Origin of the sequence: Pseudoalteromonas sp. P1-13-1a, from assembly GCF_001401875.1 — a bacterium.
Classification (GTDB): domain Bacteria; phylum Pseudomonadota; class Gammaproteobacteria; order Enterobacterales; family Alteromonadaceae; genus Pseudoalteromonas.
On sequence record NZ_LKDV01000005.1, the window covers coordinates 146,084 to 163,173 of the forward strand.

General features: G+C 42.2%; 15 protein-coding genes. 10 read left to right on the forward strand and 5 right to left on the reverse strand.

The window, feature by feature from the left end:
* Positions 1-6: 6 nt before the first annotated feature.
* Positions 7-1,728, reverse strand: coding sequence for a cytosine permease (locus AN391_RS05780; protein WP_055014515.1), 1,722 nt, complete (start codon positions 1,726-1,728; stop codon positions 7-9).
* Positions 1,729-2,110: 382 nt separating this feature from the next.
* Entirely contained in the window at positions 2,111-2,782 is a 672-nt protein-coding gene (locus AN391_RS05785) for an HAD family phosphatase (RefSeq protein ID WP_055014516.1), read from the reverse strand.
* 373 nt (positions 2,783-3,155) lie between these two features.
* Between AN391_RS05785 and AN391_RS05790 the strand changes: the two genes are divergently transcribed.
* The 3 genes from AN391_RS05790 to AN391_RS05800 all read left to right on the forward strand — a co-directional run bounded on the left by AN391_RS05790 (position 3,156) and on the right by AN391_RS05800 (position 6,514).
* Complete coding sequence (locus AN391_RS05790) at positions 3,156-4,694, forward strand: catalase (RefSeq protein WP_055014517.1); 1,539 nt, start codon at positions 3,156-3,158, stop codon at positions 4,692-4,694.
* Between the two features lie 100 nt (positions 4,695-4,794).
* A complete protein-coding gene (locus AN391_RS05795; RefSeq protein WP_408003056.1) occupies positions 4,795-5,256 on the forward strand; it encodes an ankyrin repeat domain-containing protein in 462 nt (153 codons plus the stop codon).
* Between the two features lie 391 nt (positions 5,257-5,647).
* Positions 5,648-6,514, forward strand: a complete 867-nt coding sequence (locus tag AN391_RS05800) for an alpha/beta fold hydrolase (protein ID WP_055014519.1) — start codon at positions 5,648-5,650, stop codon at positions 6,512-6,514.
* 20 nt (positions 6,515-6,534) lie between these two features.
* Here AN391_RS05800 and yddG read toward each other — a convergent pair whose 3' ends face one another.
* Entirely contained in the window at positions 6,535-7,455 is a 921-nt protein-coding gene (yddG, locus tag AN391_RS05805; RefSeq protein WP_055014520.1) for an aromatic amino acid DMT transporter YddG, read from the reverse strand.
* A gap of 175 nt (positions 7,456-7,630) precedes the next feature.
* On the opposite strand from yddG, the gene AN391_RS05810 reads away from it, so the two are divergent.
* The 7 genes from AN391_RS05810 (at position 7,631) to AN391_RS05840 (ending at position 15,251) form a co-directional block, all read left to right on the forward strand.
* Positions 7,631-8,284: a TetR/AcrR family transcriptional regulator gene (locus tag AN391_RS05810; protein WP_055014521.1), complete on the forward strand. Its 654-nt coding sequence runs from the start codon at positions 7,631-7,633 to the stop codon at positions 8,282-8,284.
* A 3-nt stretch (positions 8,285-8,287) separates the two neighbouring features.
* Positions 8,288-8,770 (forward strand): putative 4-hydroxy-4-methyl-2-oxoglutarate aldolase, encoded by a 483-nt coding sequence (locus AN391_RS05815; RefSeq protein WP_055014522.1) that lies wholly within the window; start codon positions 8,288-8,290, stop codon positions 8,768-8,770.
* A 347-nt stretch (positions 8,771-9,117) separates the two neighbouring features.
* Positions 9,118-10,326: an amidase family protein gene (locus AN391_RS05820; RefSeq protein WP_055014523.1), complete on the forward strand. Its 1,209-nt coding sequence runs from the start codon at positions 9,118-9,120 to the stop codon at positions 10,324-10,326.
* On the forward strand, positions 10,323-11,897 hold the full coding sequence (locus AN391_RS05825; protein ID WP_055014524.1) for a gamma-glutamyltransferase family protein: 1,575 nt from the start codon (positions 10,323-10,325) through the stop codon (positions 11,895-11,897). The genes AN391_RS05820 and AN391_RS05825 overlap by 4 nt, the downstream gene beginning before the upstream one ends.
* On the forward strand, positions 11,894-12,718 hold the full coding sequence (locus AN391_RS05830; RefSeq protein ID WP_055014525.1) for a sulfite exporter TauE/SafE family protein: 825 nt from the start codon (positions 11,894-11,896) through the stop codon (positions 12,716-12,718). Before AN391_RS05825 ends, AN391_RS05830 begins: the two co-directional genes overlap by 4 nt.
* Before the next feature lie 2 nt (positions 12,719-12,720).
* Positions 12,721-13,950, forward strand: a complete 1,230-nt coding sequence (locus AN391_RS05835) for an alanine--glyoxylate aminotransferase family protein (RefSeq protein ID WP_055014526.1) — start codon at positions 12,721-12,723, stop codon at positions 13,948-13,950.
* Between the two features lie 14 nt (positions 13,951-13,964).
* Positions 13,965-15,251, forward strand: a complete 1,287-nt coding sequence (locus AN391_RS05840; protein WP_055014527.1) for an allantoate amidohydrolase — start codon at positions 13,965-13,967, stop codon at positions 15,249-15,251.
* Between the two features lie 111 nt (positions 15,252-15,362).
* On the opposite strand, the gene AN391_RS05845 is transcribed toward AN391_RS05840, so the two are convergent.
* Positions 15,363-15,923 carry a YrbL family protein gene (locus tag AN391_RS05845; protein ID WP_055019904.1) on the reverse strand — a complete coding sequence of 187 codons (561 nt, stop codon included), beginning with the start codon at positions 15,921-15,923 and terminating at the stop codon, positions 15,363-15,365.
* Between the two features lie 533 nt (positions 15,924-16,456).
* On the reverse strand, positions 16,457-16,768 hold the full coding sequence (locus AN391_RS05850) for a hypothetical protein (RefSeq protein ID WP_055014529.1): 312 nt from the start codon (positions 16,766-16,768) through the stop codon (positions 16,457-16,459).
* Between the last annotated feature and the right edge of the window lie 322 nt (positions 16,769-17,090).

Here is a 17,090-nt window from a genome sequence, read left to right on the forward strand (position 1 = left end):
TTTAACTTAAGATGCAGTGTTGAGTGCTTTATGGCGCAATAGCGACCAGTAAGCGGTTGCAAAATAAATAATGGTGCAAATAAAACAGGCAATTTCAAACTGCGTTTTATTTCCTGCGTAAATGCTCATGCTGTCACTAAAAAACATGACTTGGCTGGCAAAGCCAAAAATAATAAGTAACGAAACAGTAGACACACCATTTAACACTTTGGTTAGCAATGAGTTATCAACAACTGGCGCTTTAACCTCTTTAGCCAGTCCTGCTTGGTACTCTTTTATGTCTTTTTGCTCTTGCTCTTCTGCTGCAATTTCTTTGCTGTAGTCTTCACCTGCGCCGTACTTTTTAGCCAGTAGGGTGTAAACCACAATGGTGAATATCCAAGTAGGAATAAATAGGTAGTAAAATGACATTACATCAATTGCATTTAAACCAAAGCCAAACACAAGTGCCAACGCCCAAGAAGCAATAGCCGGTACGCTACGGGTAATGTTTTTATATTTAGCCCAGTAACGGGTTAAACCAATTTTAGGAAATAAAACATGCTCAGCAAATACAATACCGCCCACAGGCACTACTAATAATCCTGCGTAGGTAAGTAGTGGTAACATTTGCGAAAATACAAACGGGAAACACGCAATAATAACGGTTACAACACCCACAATGGCGGTTGTACGCTCACGTGATTGGTCAACAAAAATAGACTGTGCTGCAAGCCCTGCGCGGTAAAGATTAGCGTTAGCTGTTGTCCAGCCTGCAATAATTACAATTACAAAACCCGTCCAACCTAATGCGTGGTAAGCAACGTCACCTGGGTCAAGCGATGAAATAGTGGTTTTAAGTAATACCGCAACACCCGCGCCCATAATACCGGCCGATATCCACGCTAAGTAATGGCCAAAAAACATACCTACGCCAGAAAACAAACCGTAGCTTTTACGTTTGGCAAATCTAAAAATAGCCATATCAATTAAGCCAAAGTGGGTAATAGAGTTTGCAGCCCATGCAAAACCTATAACCTCTAATAAGCCAATACCTTTTTCGCCATCAGCAGTGGTACCAGTCCAGATTGATGAATCCCCTATTGCCATAAAGTCGTCAAAGCCTGTTAGCGTGGTTACCCCTAATACATGATTAGAAAGCTCAGGAAACAATGCAAACGAGCCCGCTATAAAAATAACAAACAACCACGGCGCACAAATTTTAGAAAAATCAGCAACCGTAGAAAAACCATACATAGCCACAAATACAACAATAGAGCCAACTGATAATACAATGGCCACAAATGCTAAGCTGTTAGGATACCAATCGAGTTGTGCGGGTATATCAAATAAAAACCGAACGGCGGTTGCCGATACCGTGATCATCGCGGCGGATATCACACTAAATATGACCACGTTTGCCCAGTTATAGAGCTTGGTCATTGAGTTACCCGCAATTTTATTTAGGTAGTTGTATAAACTTAAACGTGTTTCTACCGCAATTGGAGAAGTAATTAACCACCACGAACACATTGCTAATAGGTTACCAATTAATAAACCTAATAGAATGTCGATGGTCGATGCGCCTAATGCAACAAAGGTTGCACCAATAACAAATTCGGTGGCTGCAACGTGCTCACCAGCGTATAAGCCGGCAAAGTGCTTCCAACCATGAAGCTTATGATTAGCAACGGGCAATTGCTCTTCGTTAACATCGTTAAATGTTTGTGTGTGTGGACTTGATGCCATGGTATTTTCCTATTGTTTTAAGCACAGCCCTAACTAACCTGAACTCTGGATAATAAATCTATCTCAAGCAGCTATTTCCAGCGCTAACTACGTTAAATTTACTTGCAATAGGCTAGCTATTGACGCGTAATTTCGCCTTGTTTTCACTGTAAATCTCTGGCTAGAGAAAATAAACATAGATATCACTTTTGATTTAATATGTTAGTAAATCTCTTAACCAAAGTTCAGGTTAACTATTAATTTAAATAAGTGTTTTTTTATTTAAATTAATAATGAGTAAATCGCCGTGCCTTTTTATAATGCTACTACTATAACTATCTAATAATTAATGCATTTTACCTTAAGCTTTGTCAGTGTCATAAAGCTCAACGTTAATATTCTATTACTGTGTTTGTAATGCTGGGTACTGCTTATAAAAGTCATCCCAATGGGTTAAATGTGCGACCTCTGGGTAAGCTTGGTGAACAAAGTTCACTGCATCTTGCATATGCCCACCTCCGCTGTAATGCAAAACCTGCATATTGGCGGCAAGTGCAGCGCACACACCGGCTTTTGAGTCTTCAATCACTAAACATTTGCTTGGGTTAACACCCATTTGCTCTGCAGCATGTAAAAATAAATCGGGTGCGGGCTTACCATTTTTTACCTCACTTGAGGTAAATACCTTATTAAAGTACTGCGATAAATTAACCACATTAAGCGCTTTAGCAGTGCGTTTAGGACTACTGCTTGTTGCAATACAACAAGGTACAGATAATTGCTCTAGCACGTGTTTAATGCCGTTAGTTGGCATTAATGCAGTTTCGAACTCGTTTAATAATGCTTCTCGGTAATCGGCTTCAAAGCTCTCAGCTAATGTCACGTTAAAGGTATCGAATAAGTTTTGGGTAACTGTTTTAAAATTACAGCCTAAAAAATATTGTTGTACATAGGCTCGGTCAATATTAACGCCAATCTCTGCAAGCATGTTTATTAACACTTGCGCGCTCAATATTTCGCTATCTATAACAACGCCATCACAATCAAAAATAACTAATTCTATTTTAGTATTCATATTGCCCCTTTTTATGCACCTAGTTTGGTGCAACCTCAACTTGAGCATAAGCCCAGCAAGTGAGCATATTCTCTTTATTGTTATAATAAGTCAACATCTTGTTAGTGAAAAACGCACCACGATGGTGAATATTTATTCATTAAATATGAAATTGTCTGTATTTTCATTGATTTCAAAATTGCAATTACGACTAAGGTCGAACATTACAAAAACGCTATTTAGAAAATAGAAGGCAGCTCACAAATAACAATCTAAATTAGTGATTACCCCAATCTAAACAATCAATTTTACCGAACTAACTTTTGTTAATACACTCATTCACAGTTAAACAGCCAGCAACACTGCCGGCACTTTTATACAGATGAGGTCGACAATGAATACTCAAAAAAACACGATTAATAATAAATCTACATTAACGCTAAGTGCATTAGCGCTAGCAATGGCATTACCTGCAAGTGCCGCTACCACCTTAACTAAAGACAACGGCGCGGCTGTTGGCGACAACCAAAACTCTATTACCGCTGGTGAGCGCGGAAGTGTATTACTTGAAGACGTACACCTAATTCAAAAGCTACAACGCTTTGCTCGTGAGCGCATTCCTGAGCGTGTAGTGCATGCGCGTGGTACAGGTGCTCACGGTGTGTTTGTAGCGTCTAAAGAGTTAGATGACTTAACAATTGCTGCACCGTTTGCAGAAGCGGGTAAAGAAACAGACGTATTTGTACGTTTTTCATCAGTAATTCACTCAAAAGGTAGCCCAGAAACACTGCGCGACCCGCGTGGTTTTGCGACTAAGTTTTACACCGACCAAGGTAACTGGGATTTAGTAGGTAACAACTTACCGGTATTCTTTATTCGCGATGCGATTAAATTTCCAGACATGGTTCACTCGTTAAAGCCATCACCGGTTGATAACATTCAAGATCCTAACCGCTTTTTTGACTTTTTCTCATACGAGCCAGGTTCTACTCACATGTTAACGTGGGTATACAGCGACTACGGCACACCTGCAAGCCTTCGTAAAATGGACGGCTGGGGCGTACATGCTTACAAAATGATTAATAAGTCAGGCGATGTTAAATACGTTAAGTTTCATTGGGTGAGCCAGCAAGGTATTGATAACCTTGACTCAAAAGAAGTAGCTGAAGTGCAAAGCCAAGACTTCCAGCACTTAACACGCGACCTATACAGTGAGATTGGTAAAGGCAATTTCCCTAAATGGGATCTATACATTAAAACCCTTGATCCGTCGCAGTTAGATGACTTTGACTACAACCCATTAGATGCAACAAAAATGTGGTTAGACGTGAAAGAAACTAAAGTAGGCACCATGACCCTAAACCGTATGCCAACTAACTTCTTCCAATCTACAGAACAAGTTGCAATGGCACCGGCAAATGTTATTCCGGGTATTGAGCCATCTGAAGACAGACTATTACAAGGGCGTGTTTTCTCTTACGCCGATACGCAAATGTACCGCTTAGGTGCTAACCACCAACAATTGCCAATTAACCGTGCAAAAGTTGAAGTGGTTAACTACAACCAAGACGGCGCAATGAACTACGGTAATACAACAAGTAACGTGAATTACCAACCAAGTCACGAAAACGTTGCAGAAAACCCAATTGCACGCAGAAGTAACACAGAGCTAAAAGGCTACGTACAACAAGCAGCTATTAAAAAGCAGCAAAACTTTGCTCAAGCGGGTGTACTTTACCGCAGCTTTAGCAAGCAAGAGCGCACTAACTTAGTTAACAACTTAGCCGGCGATTTAGGCAAAGTGAAAGACAGCAAAGTTATGCACAAAATGCTTAGCCACTTCTACAAAGCAGATAGCGAATACGGTACACGCTTAACTAACGCTGTAAACGGCGACATGAAACAAGTTAAGCAACTAGCCGCTAAGCTTTAATATTTTACCCAACCTGTAAGTTATTGAGGAAAGCCTAGCTTTCCTCTTTTTTAAAAAGGTAACCAGTATGCGTAAATTACTTATTATATTTACTTTAGTGATGAGCTTTTCAGGCTTTGCCAATGAGCCACAAAGCCCTGTAAATGAACAAAGCACCGCCCAGTCGCAATACGACAGCTTACTTGCTTATTACTTTGCAGCCGCACGCACCGACGACACCGCCGTAATAACGCAATTTGTTGATGCTGGCATTCCTATTAATAGCTACAACAACAAAGGTTACACCGCGCTAATGATTGCCACCTACCACGGCAATAAAAATACGGTAAACACTTTATTGCAACTAGGTGCTAATGCCTGCCTTGAAGATAACCGCGGTAACACAGCCCTAATGGCCGCCATTTTTAGAGGCGAATTTAGTATCGCTAAAACACTTGTAGGCCTTGATTGCGACAACGCACATCAAAACAAAGCAGGCCAAACAGCCGAGCAATTTGCACAAAAATTTGGCCAACAAAAAGTGCTCGACTTACTCGCTCAGGTAAACAGTAAATCTAATTAACCAACTTTTAATATACCTATTAGCCCGTTATTGTTAATGGCAATAAGGCTCCATTAACTGCCAATAACAAGGCTTTAGCAAAATAAGTAGTACCCTGTAGTTATTTAAACCTTCCTCTCGCCCCACTTCATTTGGGGCGTGGTTTATACCAATTCCAATAAATAGCTGGCCTATTTTACTCGCTAAAACAACTCATTTTTTTGTTGTAATTTCGACAAGGGAACAACCATTTACATCAATATATGCCTAAAGCTGAATTTTTTGTCGGCGTAAAATTAAGAGCACATACTTAATGGAGTAGGTATAAACAACGCCTTCCCCTCTTGCTTAAACTGGTCTTACCAGCTATTGTTTTTAACCTGTGTACTTTATATGGGAAATAATAATTCTAATGACCTCACCACACTTTGAGCACACCACTATAACCTGTAATAACAGGCAAACTCTAAGCGCCCGTGTATTTACACCCACCAGCCCTATTAAAGGTGCGGTGATGATTGCCCCTGCAACCGGTATAAAACAACAGTTTTATGCAAATTTTGCTACTTACTTACAACAACAGGGCTTTGGCGTAATTACCTTTGATAACAGTGGTATTGGCCAATCGCTTAACCGCAGTATTAAAAAAAGCAAAGCCACATTACAAACCTGGGGCGAGCAAGACATGCCTGCGGTGCTTGAGCATTTGCAAAGGGTATTTCCTAATACGCAGTATCATTTAGTGGGCCATAGCGCCGGCGGACAATTAGTGGGGCTAATGCATAACGCCAACGAGCTAAGATCTGCGTTTAACTTTGCTTGCTCGTCAGGTAAATTAACTAATATGCGCTTGGCGTATCAGGTTAAAGCGCACTTTTTTATGAATGGAGTTATCCCCCTTAGTAATGCACTATTTGGCCATACTAAATCACAATGGTTTGGCATGGGCGAGCCACTACCTAAAGGCGTAGCTAAACAATGGCAAAAATGGTGTAACGCACAAGGGTATGTGCAATCAGCATTTGGCAATACCGTATTTCAACACTGTTACAACACGCTTTCTATGCCCTCGCTTTGGGTTAATGCTACCGACGACGACATTGCAAATAACGCGAATGTCGCCGATATGCTCTCGGTTTTTCCTAAATTAAAAGCACAAACACTCACCTTAAACCCACACGACTATGGTTTGAAGGAAATTGGCCATATGAAGTTTTTTAGTAAAAAGTCAGACGGACTATGGCCACTGGCACTTAACTGGCTAAACAAACACAGTTAAAAAAGGATGCGTTTACGCCGTTAATTTACGGCGTTTAGTGGCTTTTTAGCTGGTTTTTCACGTGTTACAAAATAGCAAACGAGTGAACCACCAGTGACCATTATTACTCCTTGCCAAAATGAGGCACTAAGGGTAATTGATAAATAAAGCGCCGAAATAATCGCCGAAAAAACCGGCGTAAAATACGAAAGCGTACCAAGCAGCATTAAGTTACCGCCAATAATTGCTTGGTTCCAAAGTGCATAACCGCTGCCAACAACCACACCAGCTAAAATAAGCGTTATGGTAGCGTGTAGTGTAAAGGTCATTTTTGGCTCGTCACTTAATCCATACAATACCCATAAGCTCAGTGCTGTGGCGATAAAAAATAGCACAATGGCATTTTTCCCATTGCTATTTTTTTGAGTAATCACACAATAAACAGACCAAATAAAAGGCGCTACAAACGCCAGCAAGTAGGCCGTTGGGTTACTTGCAAAATTGCCCATAATACTGTTAATTGACAACCCACTATCGCCACCCACGCACCATGCCACGCCAAAAAAGGCGAGCAGCATACCGGGGTAAATCAATACACTTACTTTACTACGGTTAACAACAATACTGAGCAAAATGGTAAGCGTGGGCCATAAATAATTTATAACCGCCATTTCTACTGCTTGGTGGCGATTATTAGCAAGCCCCACAAACAGTGCTAAACACACCTCGTAAAGTGCAAATAAAGCAGTACCCCAAATAATATAACGCTTATTAAACCCAGCAAATTTAGGACGCCCCATTACCAAAATTAAAAACAGCGCGCTTACACTATACATAAGTGCCGCCCCACCTATAGGGCCAAATAACTCCGAAACATCCCTGAGCAGAGCCACTAAACAGCTCCATAATAAAATAGCGGCAATGCCATAAAGCGTGTATTTGTGATTAGAAAAAAAGTCCATTAACTACCTAAAAGTACTACTTATGTTTGACGTTACGCTAACAGTAATTAATGCTTTAAACAATTGTTGCTCATCATTTATTGTTATAAAGGTGTTTTTAGCCTGCACTTAAGTGTTTGACCTTTTGGTCAGTAAAGTTACAATCATTCAACACGTTAAAAACAGCATCGCCATAATGAGCACACAAACAAAGCCAAATAAAAAAGAACTCACCCGAGTAAAAAACCAAACATTAATACTCGATGCCGCCGAGCAATTATTTTCTCAGCTTGGTTACGATGGCACCAGTATGAGCATGGTTGCCAAAGAAGCAGGCGTTCCTAAGGCCAATATTTTATATTATTTTAAAAGCAAAGACGGCCTATACGAAAACGTAATAGATCGCATAATTGCGCACTGGAACTTAGGCTTAGATAACGTAACCCCTGAGGACGACCCTGCACATGTGCTTTATCACTATATTAAAAGTAAAGTAATACTTGCCGTAAACCAGCCACTGCAATCACGTTTATTTGCCAGTGAAATACTGCGCGGAGCTCCATATTTGCAAAACTACTTTAGAACTAACACGCGCCCGTGGGTAAAACAAAAGGTAGACATGTTTCAGGCCTGGATAGATGCAGGCAAAATGGATAATGTTGACCCTTACCATTTATTATTTACCATTTGGTCAACTACGCAGTACTACGCCGACTTTCAGGCCGAAGTGCTACTGGTAATGAACAAATTAGAATACGACGAAACCGATGTGGCACAAATAACGCAATCAACTGCCCACATAATTTTAAAAGGTATTGGCTTAAAAATACCTGAGCACAGTGAGGCCTAACCCATGAATAACTTTACCACCCCAGACTTATTTGACGATCACCGCGAAAGCGTACAAGTCGCCGACAGCGGCCTGCGCCACTTTGGTAAAAAAACCACCTTTAGTGGTCAAGCAGTTACCGTTACATGCCCAGACGATAACTCGTTTGCCGCCGATATACTGCATGAAAACGGTGAGGGTAAAGTATTGCTTATTGATGGCTTTGCTAGCAAACGCTTTGCTTTTATAGGCGATATTATGGCTGAGCGCGCGTTAAAAAATGGCTGGGAAGGCGTTGTTATTAACGGCTGTTGCCGCGACATTGAAATACTAGCCACTATGGATTTACCGGTCATGGCGCTAGGCTCAACCCCGCGCAGTACATTAAAGCGTGGCTTTGGCGATAAAAATCAAACAGTGACCATGCTTAGTACCACAATTAACCCTAACGATTGGCTATACGCCGATGTAAATGGCTTAATTATTAGCCCTAACGCATTACTATAAACGCCATATTTGCAACCAAGTTGGTGCAATCACGCACCAACTTGGTGTGTTTTCACCTCTAAATTACGCCTTCTTTAATACTTATATTTTTATAAATATCTGCTAAACCCCATGTAAACCAAACAAAACCTGACCGAGCGGACAACTTTATTTGCATTTGGCATTGCTTTTGCTTAGCTTTTAGGCAATATAATAGCTAACCGATTAAAAAGCGGATCAGGCTCTGTAAAATAAAAATAAGATGTTACGCAGTGGGCTGAAAAATAATAATAACTAATTCGTCTTTTTAATCACCCTAAATCTGATTATAACCAGTTGGTCAGATTTACTTTATAACGAGTGGTGATATGAGTACCAAAACACATAATAATTTTACCGGTATTTTTTGTGACCATGGCCCTAACGCATGGCAAACACACACCCACGGCAAACTTGTAAATAAGCGCCTTGCGGTAAAAGATGTATTTGCTGTTAAAGGCGAGCGCAACAGCGCGGGTAACCCAAGCTGGTTTAAAGCAGCAAAACCTGCACAGCAAACAGCAAGTGCCGTAAATAAACTAATGAATGAAGGTTGTCGCTTTACAGGCTTTACCCACACCGATGAGCTGGCTTACAGCTTAGAGGGCAATAACATTCACTATGGTGCAGCACAAAACCCAAAACTTAAGGGCCATGCAAGTGGTGGCTCAAGTATGGGGTCGGCGGCCGCCGTAGCTGCTAACCTAGCTGATATTGGCTTAGGTACCGATACCGGCGGCTCTATTAGAATACCCGCAAGTTATTGTGGCTTATTTGGCATAAGGCCAAGCCATAACGTCATTGAAAAAGATGGCCTAATACCGCTCGCCCCCCCTTTTGATACCATAGGCTGGCTTACGCAAAGTGCAGAGCTGCTAAGCGATATAGGCAATATACTGTTGCCAAATCAAGCTATTAATAACGTTGATACTTTAGTTATTTGCGAGCCATTATTTGAGCTGGTTGACCCTGCATTACAAGCCCCGCTTAAACAATTGCTTAAAAAAACCAAACCTTATTTTAAACACCATAAAGAATTTAAACTGCCTAACAGCAACTTATTAAGCGAACTGGCTGACAGCTTTAGAATACTGCAAGGGCGAGCAATCGCAAAAACGCATAAAGATTGGCTTCAATTGCCGGGGCAACTTCCCCAGTTTGCTCCGGCAATTGCGGCACGTTTTAACATGGCGCTTGCCCTAACCGCCCAAGAAGAGCAAGAAGCACTAAATGTACAAACCCAATGGCAAACATTAATTGCTAAAAACCTAAATACAAACAGTTGTTTATTTTTGCCAACCACACCCATAACTGCACCTAAATTGGGCGCCGACACAAGCGCCTTACGCATGCAAATAATCACCTTATCGGCCATAGCGGGTTTGAGCCGCTCGGCGCAAGTACACTTACCATTGGCTAATTTAGAAAATGGCCACCCTTATGGGTTTTCATTAATGATGAGCCATGGCAACGATAAAAGCCTACTTGCCTGCGTACAACAATTAGCTGCCCACTTTAAACAGGACACACTTGCATGAGCACACACAACATTGCCTTTACTGCCCCGCATTTTGCGGCAACCGAGGCAGGCACCCTAATATTAAAGCAAGGCGGTACAGCCGTTGAGGCCATGGTAGCAGCCGCCGCTGCTATTAGCGTGGTATACCCGCATATGAACTCAATTGGCGGCGACAGCTTTTGGCTTATTGATAACCTAAACCAAAGCACACCCACAGCTATAGATGCCTGCGGGCGCGCACCAAACGATATAAGCGCCTATAGCAATGAGCCACACATACCAGAGCGCGGTGGTTTAAGCGCATTGACCCAAGCGGCTACGCTTCGTGGCTGGCAAAAAGCCCTTGAGGTAGATGAGCACGCAGCTCTACCACTAAGTACTATTTTAGCGCCTGCCATAAAGCTTGCGCGCGAAGGCTTTACAGTGTCAAAAAGCCTGCAAGCAGGCTGCGAAAAGCTTGCCGCCGTTTCAAACACTAACACTGCATTTAAAGAGCTTTACATACCCAATGGTAAACCGCTACAAGCAGGGCAACATTTTAAAAACCCAAAACTCGCCAGTACCTTTGAGCACTTGGCCGAGCAGGGATTAAATGCTTTTTATGAAGGAGAACTTGCCGACTCATTTGCAAGCGATTTAGCAGCCGCAGGCAGTGTTATTACCCCAGCCGACATAGCCAATACAAAAGCAGATGTAGTAACACCACTTAATGCTAATTTATCGGGCATACAGTGTTTTAACTTACCTGCTCCCACGCAAGGCGTGCATTCTCTGCAAATAATTGGCGCCGTTAATAAACTAAAGCATTTGGCCAAAACAGAGGCCGATTGGATGCACTTAATTGTTGAGGCAACCAAACAAAGCTTTACTCACCGTCCCACACTTTGGGCCGACCCAGATGCGCTTGGTGATGATTATAAAAATGCACTAACCGATGAACGCTTAAGTGCGCTTGCCAGCAATATTGATATGAACCAAGCCAAGCAATGGCCATTTAATGCAGAGCCTGGCGATACCGTTTGGATGGCAGCACGTGATAAAAACGGCCAACTCGTGAGCTTTATTCAAAGTGTTTACTGGGAATTTGGCAGCGGCATATTAATGAGTGAAGGTGGTTTTGTGTGGAATAACCGTGGTTTGAGCTTTAGTTTAAATAACAACGATGCCAATGCCTTAAAAGCACATAAAAAGCCAGCTCATACACTTAACCCTGCTTTAGCAAAATTTGATGATGGCAGACGCCTTGCCTACGGCACCATGGGCGGCGAAGGCCAACCACAAACACAAGCTGCCGTATTTAGTGGTTACGCATGGCGTAATAAATCAATTACCCAAGCAGTAAGCGATCCGCGTTGGTTACTAGGGCGCACCTGGGGCGATACAAGCACAAACTTAAAGGTAGAGCAAAGCTTAGTAATTCAAGTTAAACATGAATTAAATCAACGTGACCACGACTGGGTAAGCGTTGATAATAACAATGAAATGATGGGCCACGCGGGTGCCATTTTAGATACACCTACCAGCCTTGAAGCAGCCACCGACCCTCGTTCAGATGGTCGTGCAACAGTAACTACAGCAGGAACACAATGACAGAAATAATAAATCAATGGCCCATTATAGCGGCCTTAATAGCAACCGGCATTTTTGCAGGTATTTTAGCAGGCCTATTTGGTGTAGGCGGCGGCATAGTAATTGTGCCTGTGCTGTATTTTTTATTGCAAGGCTTTGGCGTAAGCCCCGAGTCGGCCATGATGATAGCCACGGCGACCTCGCTTGCCACCATAGTGCCTACGTCTATTTCGTCTATACGTTCGCACCATGCAAAAGGCAATATCGACCTTGCTTTAATTAAATACTGGGCCCCGTTTATTTTAGTAATGGCCGTTGTATGTAGCTACTTAGCGCACTCAATACGCGGTAATGCGTTGGTACTTATGTTTGCCTGTATTGCTATTTTAGTAAGTTTAAACATGTTATTTAGAGCCGGCGCGCCTGCCCTAGTTAGTAAATTACCAGGTAAATTTGGCCAAGGCATTATGGCAAGTATTGTTGGTGGTTTATCGGTAATGATTGGTATAGGTGGTGGCACTATTGGCGTGCCCATGCTAAACGCGTTTAACGTACGCGCCCATGTTGCCGTTGGCACCGCTGCTGTATTTGGCTTATTAATTGCGCTACCGGGCGTTATTACTTTATTAAGTATTGGTACTACACCCACCGATGCACCGCTTGGCACGTGGGGCCTTGTAAACCTACCTGCTTTTATACTTATTATTCCGCTTACTATTTTGTTTGCGCCTATTGGCGTAAAAATTGGTAGCAAGCTAGATCAAAAACAATTAAAACGCGCCTTTGCCGTTGTATTAATGATAACGGGCATTCGTATGCTTATTCAGACTCTGGGAGCCTAAACATGTTTAGCGACACGCAAATTCAAACTTTAAATCCGCCACAGCGATTACTCATGGGCCCAGGCCCAATAAACGCAGATCCACGCGTGCTACGTGCTATGTCGGCGCAGCTAATTGGCCAATACGACCCAGTAATGACCGGTTTTATGAACGAAACCATGGCTCGCTATCGCGAAATTTTTAAAACCAAAAACGAATGGACCCTGCTAGTTGACGGTACATCGCGCGCAGGCATAGAAGCCGTTTTATGCTCTATTTTACGCCCAGGCGATAAAGTACTGGTGCCCATTATGGGCCGCTTTGGCCACTTGCTTGCTGAAATAGCCGAGCGCGTAGGCGTAAAAGTACACACCATAGAAGTTCCGTGGGGTGAGGTATTTACCCCCGAACAAATAGAAAAAGCCATTGTTGATGTAAAACCCCATGTACTTGCTATGGTACAGGGCGATACTTCTACAACTATGAACCAACCGCTTGAACACATTGGCGATATTTGCCAAAAGCACGACGTATTATTTTACTGCGATGCCACCGCTTCGATTGTAGGTAACGATTTACCCGCCGATGAGTGGAAACTCGACGCGCTTTCGGTTGGTTTGCAAAAATGTTTAGGCGGTCCTTCTGGCTCTGCGCCTTTAACACTGAGCGATAAATGCGCCGATTGGATCCAAAAACGTAAAAAAGTAGAAGCGGGTATACGCACGGCCGATCATACCGACGGCACCGAGCCATTTGTACGCTCAAACTACTTTGATTTAGGCATGATCATGAATTACTGGGGCGAGGAGCGCCTTAACCACCACACCGAAGCCACCAGCATGCTGTATTGCGCATCAGAATGCGCTCGCATTGTTATTGAAGAAGGCGTAGACAACTGCGTTGCCCGCCACAAGTTACACGGCGATGCCATGCTAACGGGTATTCAAGCGCTAGGCTTAAATGTATTTGGCGATTTAAACCATAAAATGAACAACGTAGTGGGTGTGTATATCCCCGAGGGCATTAATGCTGACCACGTCCGCGCTCAAATGCTAACCGACTTTGGTATTGAAATTGGCACCTCGTTTGGCCCGCTGCATGGCAAAATTTGGCGTATTGGCACCATGGGTTACAACGCCCGCAAAGATGCCGTATTACAAACATTGGCAAGCCTAGATGCCTGCTTACATGCCAACGGCTATAAAGGCCCTAAAGGCGAAGCCGCTATTGCCGCCCTTGCCCATTATAAATAAAAAAAGGATTTAGCATGACGATCGCAAGCCCCCTCCATGAGCCATTATTAAACACTGAGCTGGCTAATAAATTTGCCGCGCGCGCGTTATTGCGCTGTAAAACGCTCAGTGGCCTATCGCAAATGCAAGGTGGCATTCACCGTGTGTATTTATCTAAAGAGCACAAAGAGTGTAACCGTGTAACTGCTGCGTGGATGGCTGAGGCGGGCATGCAATCGTGGCAAGACCAAGTCGGCAATTTATGGGGGCGTTTAGCATCATCTAACCCAAACGCTAAACGTTTAATTATTGGCTCACACCTAGACACCGTACCAAACGCCGGTGCATTTGATGGTATTTTAGGCGTGATGCTGGGTATTGAAATCGCCGCCCTTGCGCATACACTTAAGCTTGATTTACCGTTTCATTTAGATGTTGTGGGTTTTTGTGATGAAGAAGGCACCCGCTTTGCCACCACATTAATTGGCTCAAAAGCACTGGCTAACGAGTTTGACCCGCAGTGGTTAAATATAGAGGATACAAACGGCATTACTATGCGCCAAGCTATGCTTGATTTTGGCCTAAACCCAAATGATTACGCAAAAGCAGCGCTTAATAAAAACGAGTTACTCGGTTACTGGGAAACCCACATAGAGCAAGGCCCCGTGCTTGAGTCGGTAAATCAAGCATTAGGCATTGTTACTGCCATTGCAGGGGCAAAGCGCGCTATGATCACGCTAACAGGCCAAAGCGGCCACGCGGGTACTACACCAATGAACTTACGCCAAGATTCGTTAGCAGGCTGCGCCGAGCTTACCCTTGCCATAGAGCAACTAGCAAAAAGTGCCAGTAATGGTGAAGTAGCCACTGTAGGGCAAATTCAAGCACGCCCAGGCGCAACAAATGTCATTGCCGGTAAAACCACTATAAGCCTAGATGCACGCGCACAAAACGATAACGACCTTGCAGTTTTACTTAATGCAATACATACCCGCGCGGAGCAAATTGCAACTAGCCGTAATTTAACGCTCGATTGGCAATGGACACATGCGGCCGACGCCGTAGCGTGCGACACTCAAATTCAACAATTGTTTAGCAGTGCCTGTAAATTGAATAACCAAGCCTCGCCTTCACTTGCCTCTGGCGCTGGGCACGATGCCATGGCAATAGCCCCTATTTGCCCTGTTGGTATGCTGTTTATACGCAGCCCTGGCGGAATAAGCCATCACCCCGCAGAAGCTGTTATTGATGAGGATGTAACAAAAGCACTTAGCGTAATGTACAGCGCCCTTATGCTGTATGTAAAAGAGTTAGAAAAGTAACAAACGCTTATGCATCCGCAGGGTAAAGTTATGTCTGTTAGCTTAGCCCTGCGTATTAAACTTGGCTGTGATTATTAGTTAAAGCCAGTATTTAAAGTCGGTGTTTTAAACTTAATTAAGGCTTAAGCCAAGCTCATTTAAACTCGCTTCAAAACGTTGCCATTTTCTATTTATCTTACGCTTAGCCGATGAGCTCACATAATTACTAATAGGAAAAAACTCAGTATTACCAATATCATCCACCACTACACATTGCTCAATGGTGCCGTTATTATTAACACACGCTATATTGCGTGGTTTTATTTCTTTGGTGATCACTAAATTATGTATTAAATAATCTTTTAGCTTTAATAGCGGCTCGACTAGTGCTTCACTATTTGGCTGATTTAAATAATGCTCAAGGGTTTTAGCCGGCTGATTATTTGCATCAATCACTAAATCAAACACGTACCCTGTGCCAATATTGGTTTGCACCGTACCATGGTATCGCGCTAATAACTGCCACTGAATATTTCGGTTACTAAGTCGCTTATAATAAGCCAACTCTTGGTCTTGTTCTTGCGAAAACCCATCATGGCTTACTTTAATACATAAATTATGTGCCTCAGGGTGCCTATAACACGTTCTATGCGCCCCTTTACCTACCATTAAGTCATCGTTTAATGAGATCAAACCAATTTTCGTCCTAGCGTAAATTTAAAAATACTAACTCGCTTAATTAAGTAATCTATTTTAAGAAGGGAAACCCGTGTTGATAGCTGGGCAAAAGCTCGCTATTTAACCGCTCTAAATGAGGTTTTTTAAAACAGGTAGCAAGACGTTTAGCCCCGTAAAATGATCAAGTATTATTGTGGATTAGTAATAAACGAGGTAAATAACACGCCTTAAAAATGCACGCTTGGTATTTACATCTATTAGTGCTGATTCTATTACGGTGTCAGTAATAAAGTAGGCACGTTCGTTAAATAAGCCGACCATTTTAACTATAAATTAGGGTTAATCAAGGTAAATTAGCTACAATTCATTCATAATAAAGGCTAGATTCGACTTTCTTTTGTGTTTTTTTAAATGAGTTTCAGACTGTTGAGGTAAGGAGGAGATACAAAAAGTTGAGAGTTGTTCGTGGTAGTTGACCTAGTCTTAAAAATAAATATTTAGATAGTAGAAGCCCTTTTTTTTTACTATCTAAATACTCCGGTATATAGCTAAACAGACTTTGTATATTTGTATTCGCATGAAACAACCGCTGCACATAAGCCACTAAAAGCTAAAATACAGACTGACGATACTGCACCCCAAATTGCCATTATCATCACAGGTAAACCGGCATTTGGTGCAGACATAACTATTCCATTTCTTAAGTCTTTAGGTGCGCCAAGATTAGAGAAAACACCAAATAAACCAATGCAAATAGCTACAAAAAACAGTATGTAACTCAAAAACCCAAGCATTCTAGAAGCGATAAGCAGGCCCTTAAGGTTTTCTGTTTTAATTTTTGAGTATGGGTAAATTTTCATATATATCCTTAATTTAATTACTTTTATTATTTTTCCTGAGCGAATGTTTATTATTCACACAAGCAAACATAAAAACAAGTAGGAGCAACTTAAAATAGCCAATTCACCAAGTAGTTAGCCAAGCCTATTAAATTTATAACTAAGTATTAGATGTATATTGAAAATAACAGAATTGCTTTAGCTAACCCTCGCTAAAAACATTTATTATGCAGTTGTTCGGGTGGCTACATAAAACTGCTTTAAAGCCCTAGTGGACCCATAATTAATTTTACTACTTAAAGGTCAGCAATGAAGTCTTTTTGTCTTTTATTCTTTACGTTAG

What these genes read in the sequence shown, in the direction of transcription:
- AN391_RS05780 (WP_055014515.1), bottom strand. Translation starts at nt 1,728, where the DNA reads ATGGCATCAAGTCCACACACACAAACATTTAACGATGTTAACGAAGAG.
- AN391_RS05785 (WP_055014516.1), bottom strand. Translation starts at nt 2,782, where the DNA reads ATGAATACTAAAATAGAATTAGTTATTTTTGATTGTGATGGCGTTGTT.
- AN391_RS05790 (WP_055014517.1), top strand. Translation starts at nt 3,156, where the DNA reads ATGAATACTCAAAAAAACACGATTAATAATAAATCTACATTAACGCTA.
- AN391_RS05795 (WP_408003056.1), top strand. Translation starts at nt 4,795, where the DNA reads ATGAGCTTTTCAGGCTTTGCCAATGAGCCACAAAGCCCTGTAAATGAA.
- AN391_RS05800 (WP_055014519.1), top strand. Translation starts at nt 5,648, where the DNA reads ATGACCTCACCACACTTTGAGCACACCACTATAACCTGTAATAACAGG.
- yddG (WP_055014520.1), bottom strand. Translation starts at nt 7,455, where the DNA reads ATGGACTTTTTTTCTAATCACAAATACACGCTTTATGGCATTGCCGCT.
- AN391_RS05810 (WP_055014521.1), top strand. Translation starts at nt 7,631, where the DNA reads ATGAGCACACAAACAAAGCCAAATAAAAAAGAACTCACCCGAGTAAAA.
- AN391_RS05815 (WP_055014522.1), top strand. Translation starts at nt 8,288, where the DNA reads ATGAATAACTTTACCACCCCAGACTTATTTGACGATCACCGCGAAAGC.
- AN391_RS05820 (WP_055014523.1), top strand. Translation starts at nt 9,118, where the DNA reads ATGAGTACCAAAACACATAATAATTTTACCGGTATTTTTTGTGACCAT.
- AN391_RS05825 (WP_055014524.1), top strand. Translation starts at nt 10,323, where the DNA reads ATGAGCACACACAACATTGCCTTTACTGCCCCGCATTTTGCGGCAACC.
- AN391_RS05830 (WP_055014525.1), top strand. Translation starts at nt 11,894, where the DNA reads ATGACAGAAATAATAAATCAATGGCCCATTATAGCGGCCTTAATAGCA.
- AN391_RS05835 (WP_055014526.1), top strand. Translation starts at nt 12,721, where the DNA reads ATGTTTAGCGACACGCAAATTCAAACTTTAAATCCGCCACAGCGATTA.
- AN391_RS05840 (WP_055014527.1), top strand. Translation starts at nt 13,965, where the DNA reads ATGACGATCGCAAGCCCCCTCCATGAGCCATTATTAAACACTGAGCTG.
- AN391_RS05850 (WP_055014529.1), bottom strand. Translation starts at nt 16,768, where the DNA reads ATGAAAATTTACCCATACTCAAAAATTAAAACAGAAAACCTTAAGGGC.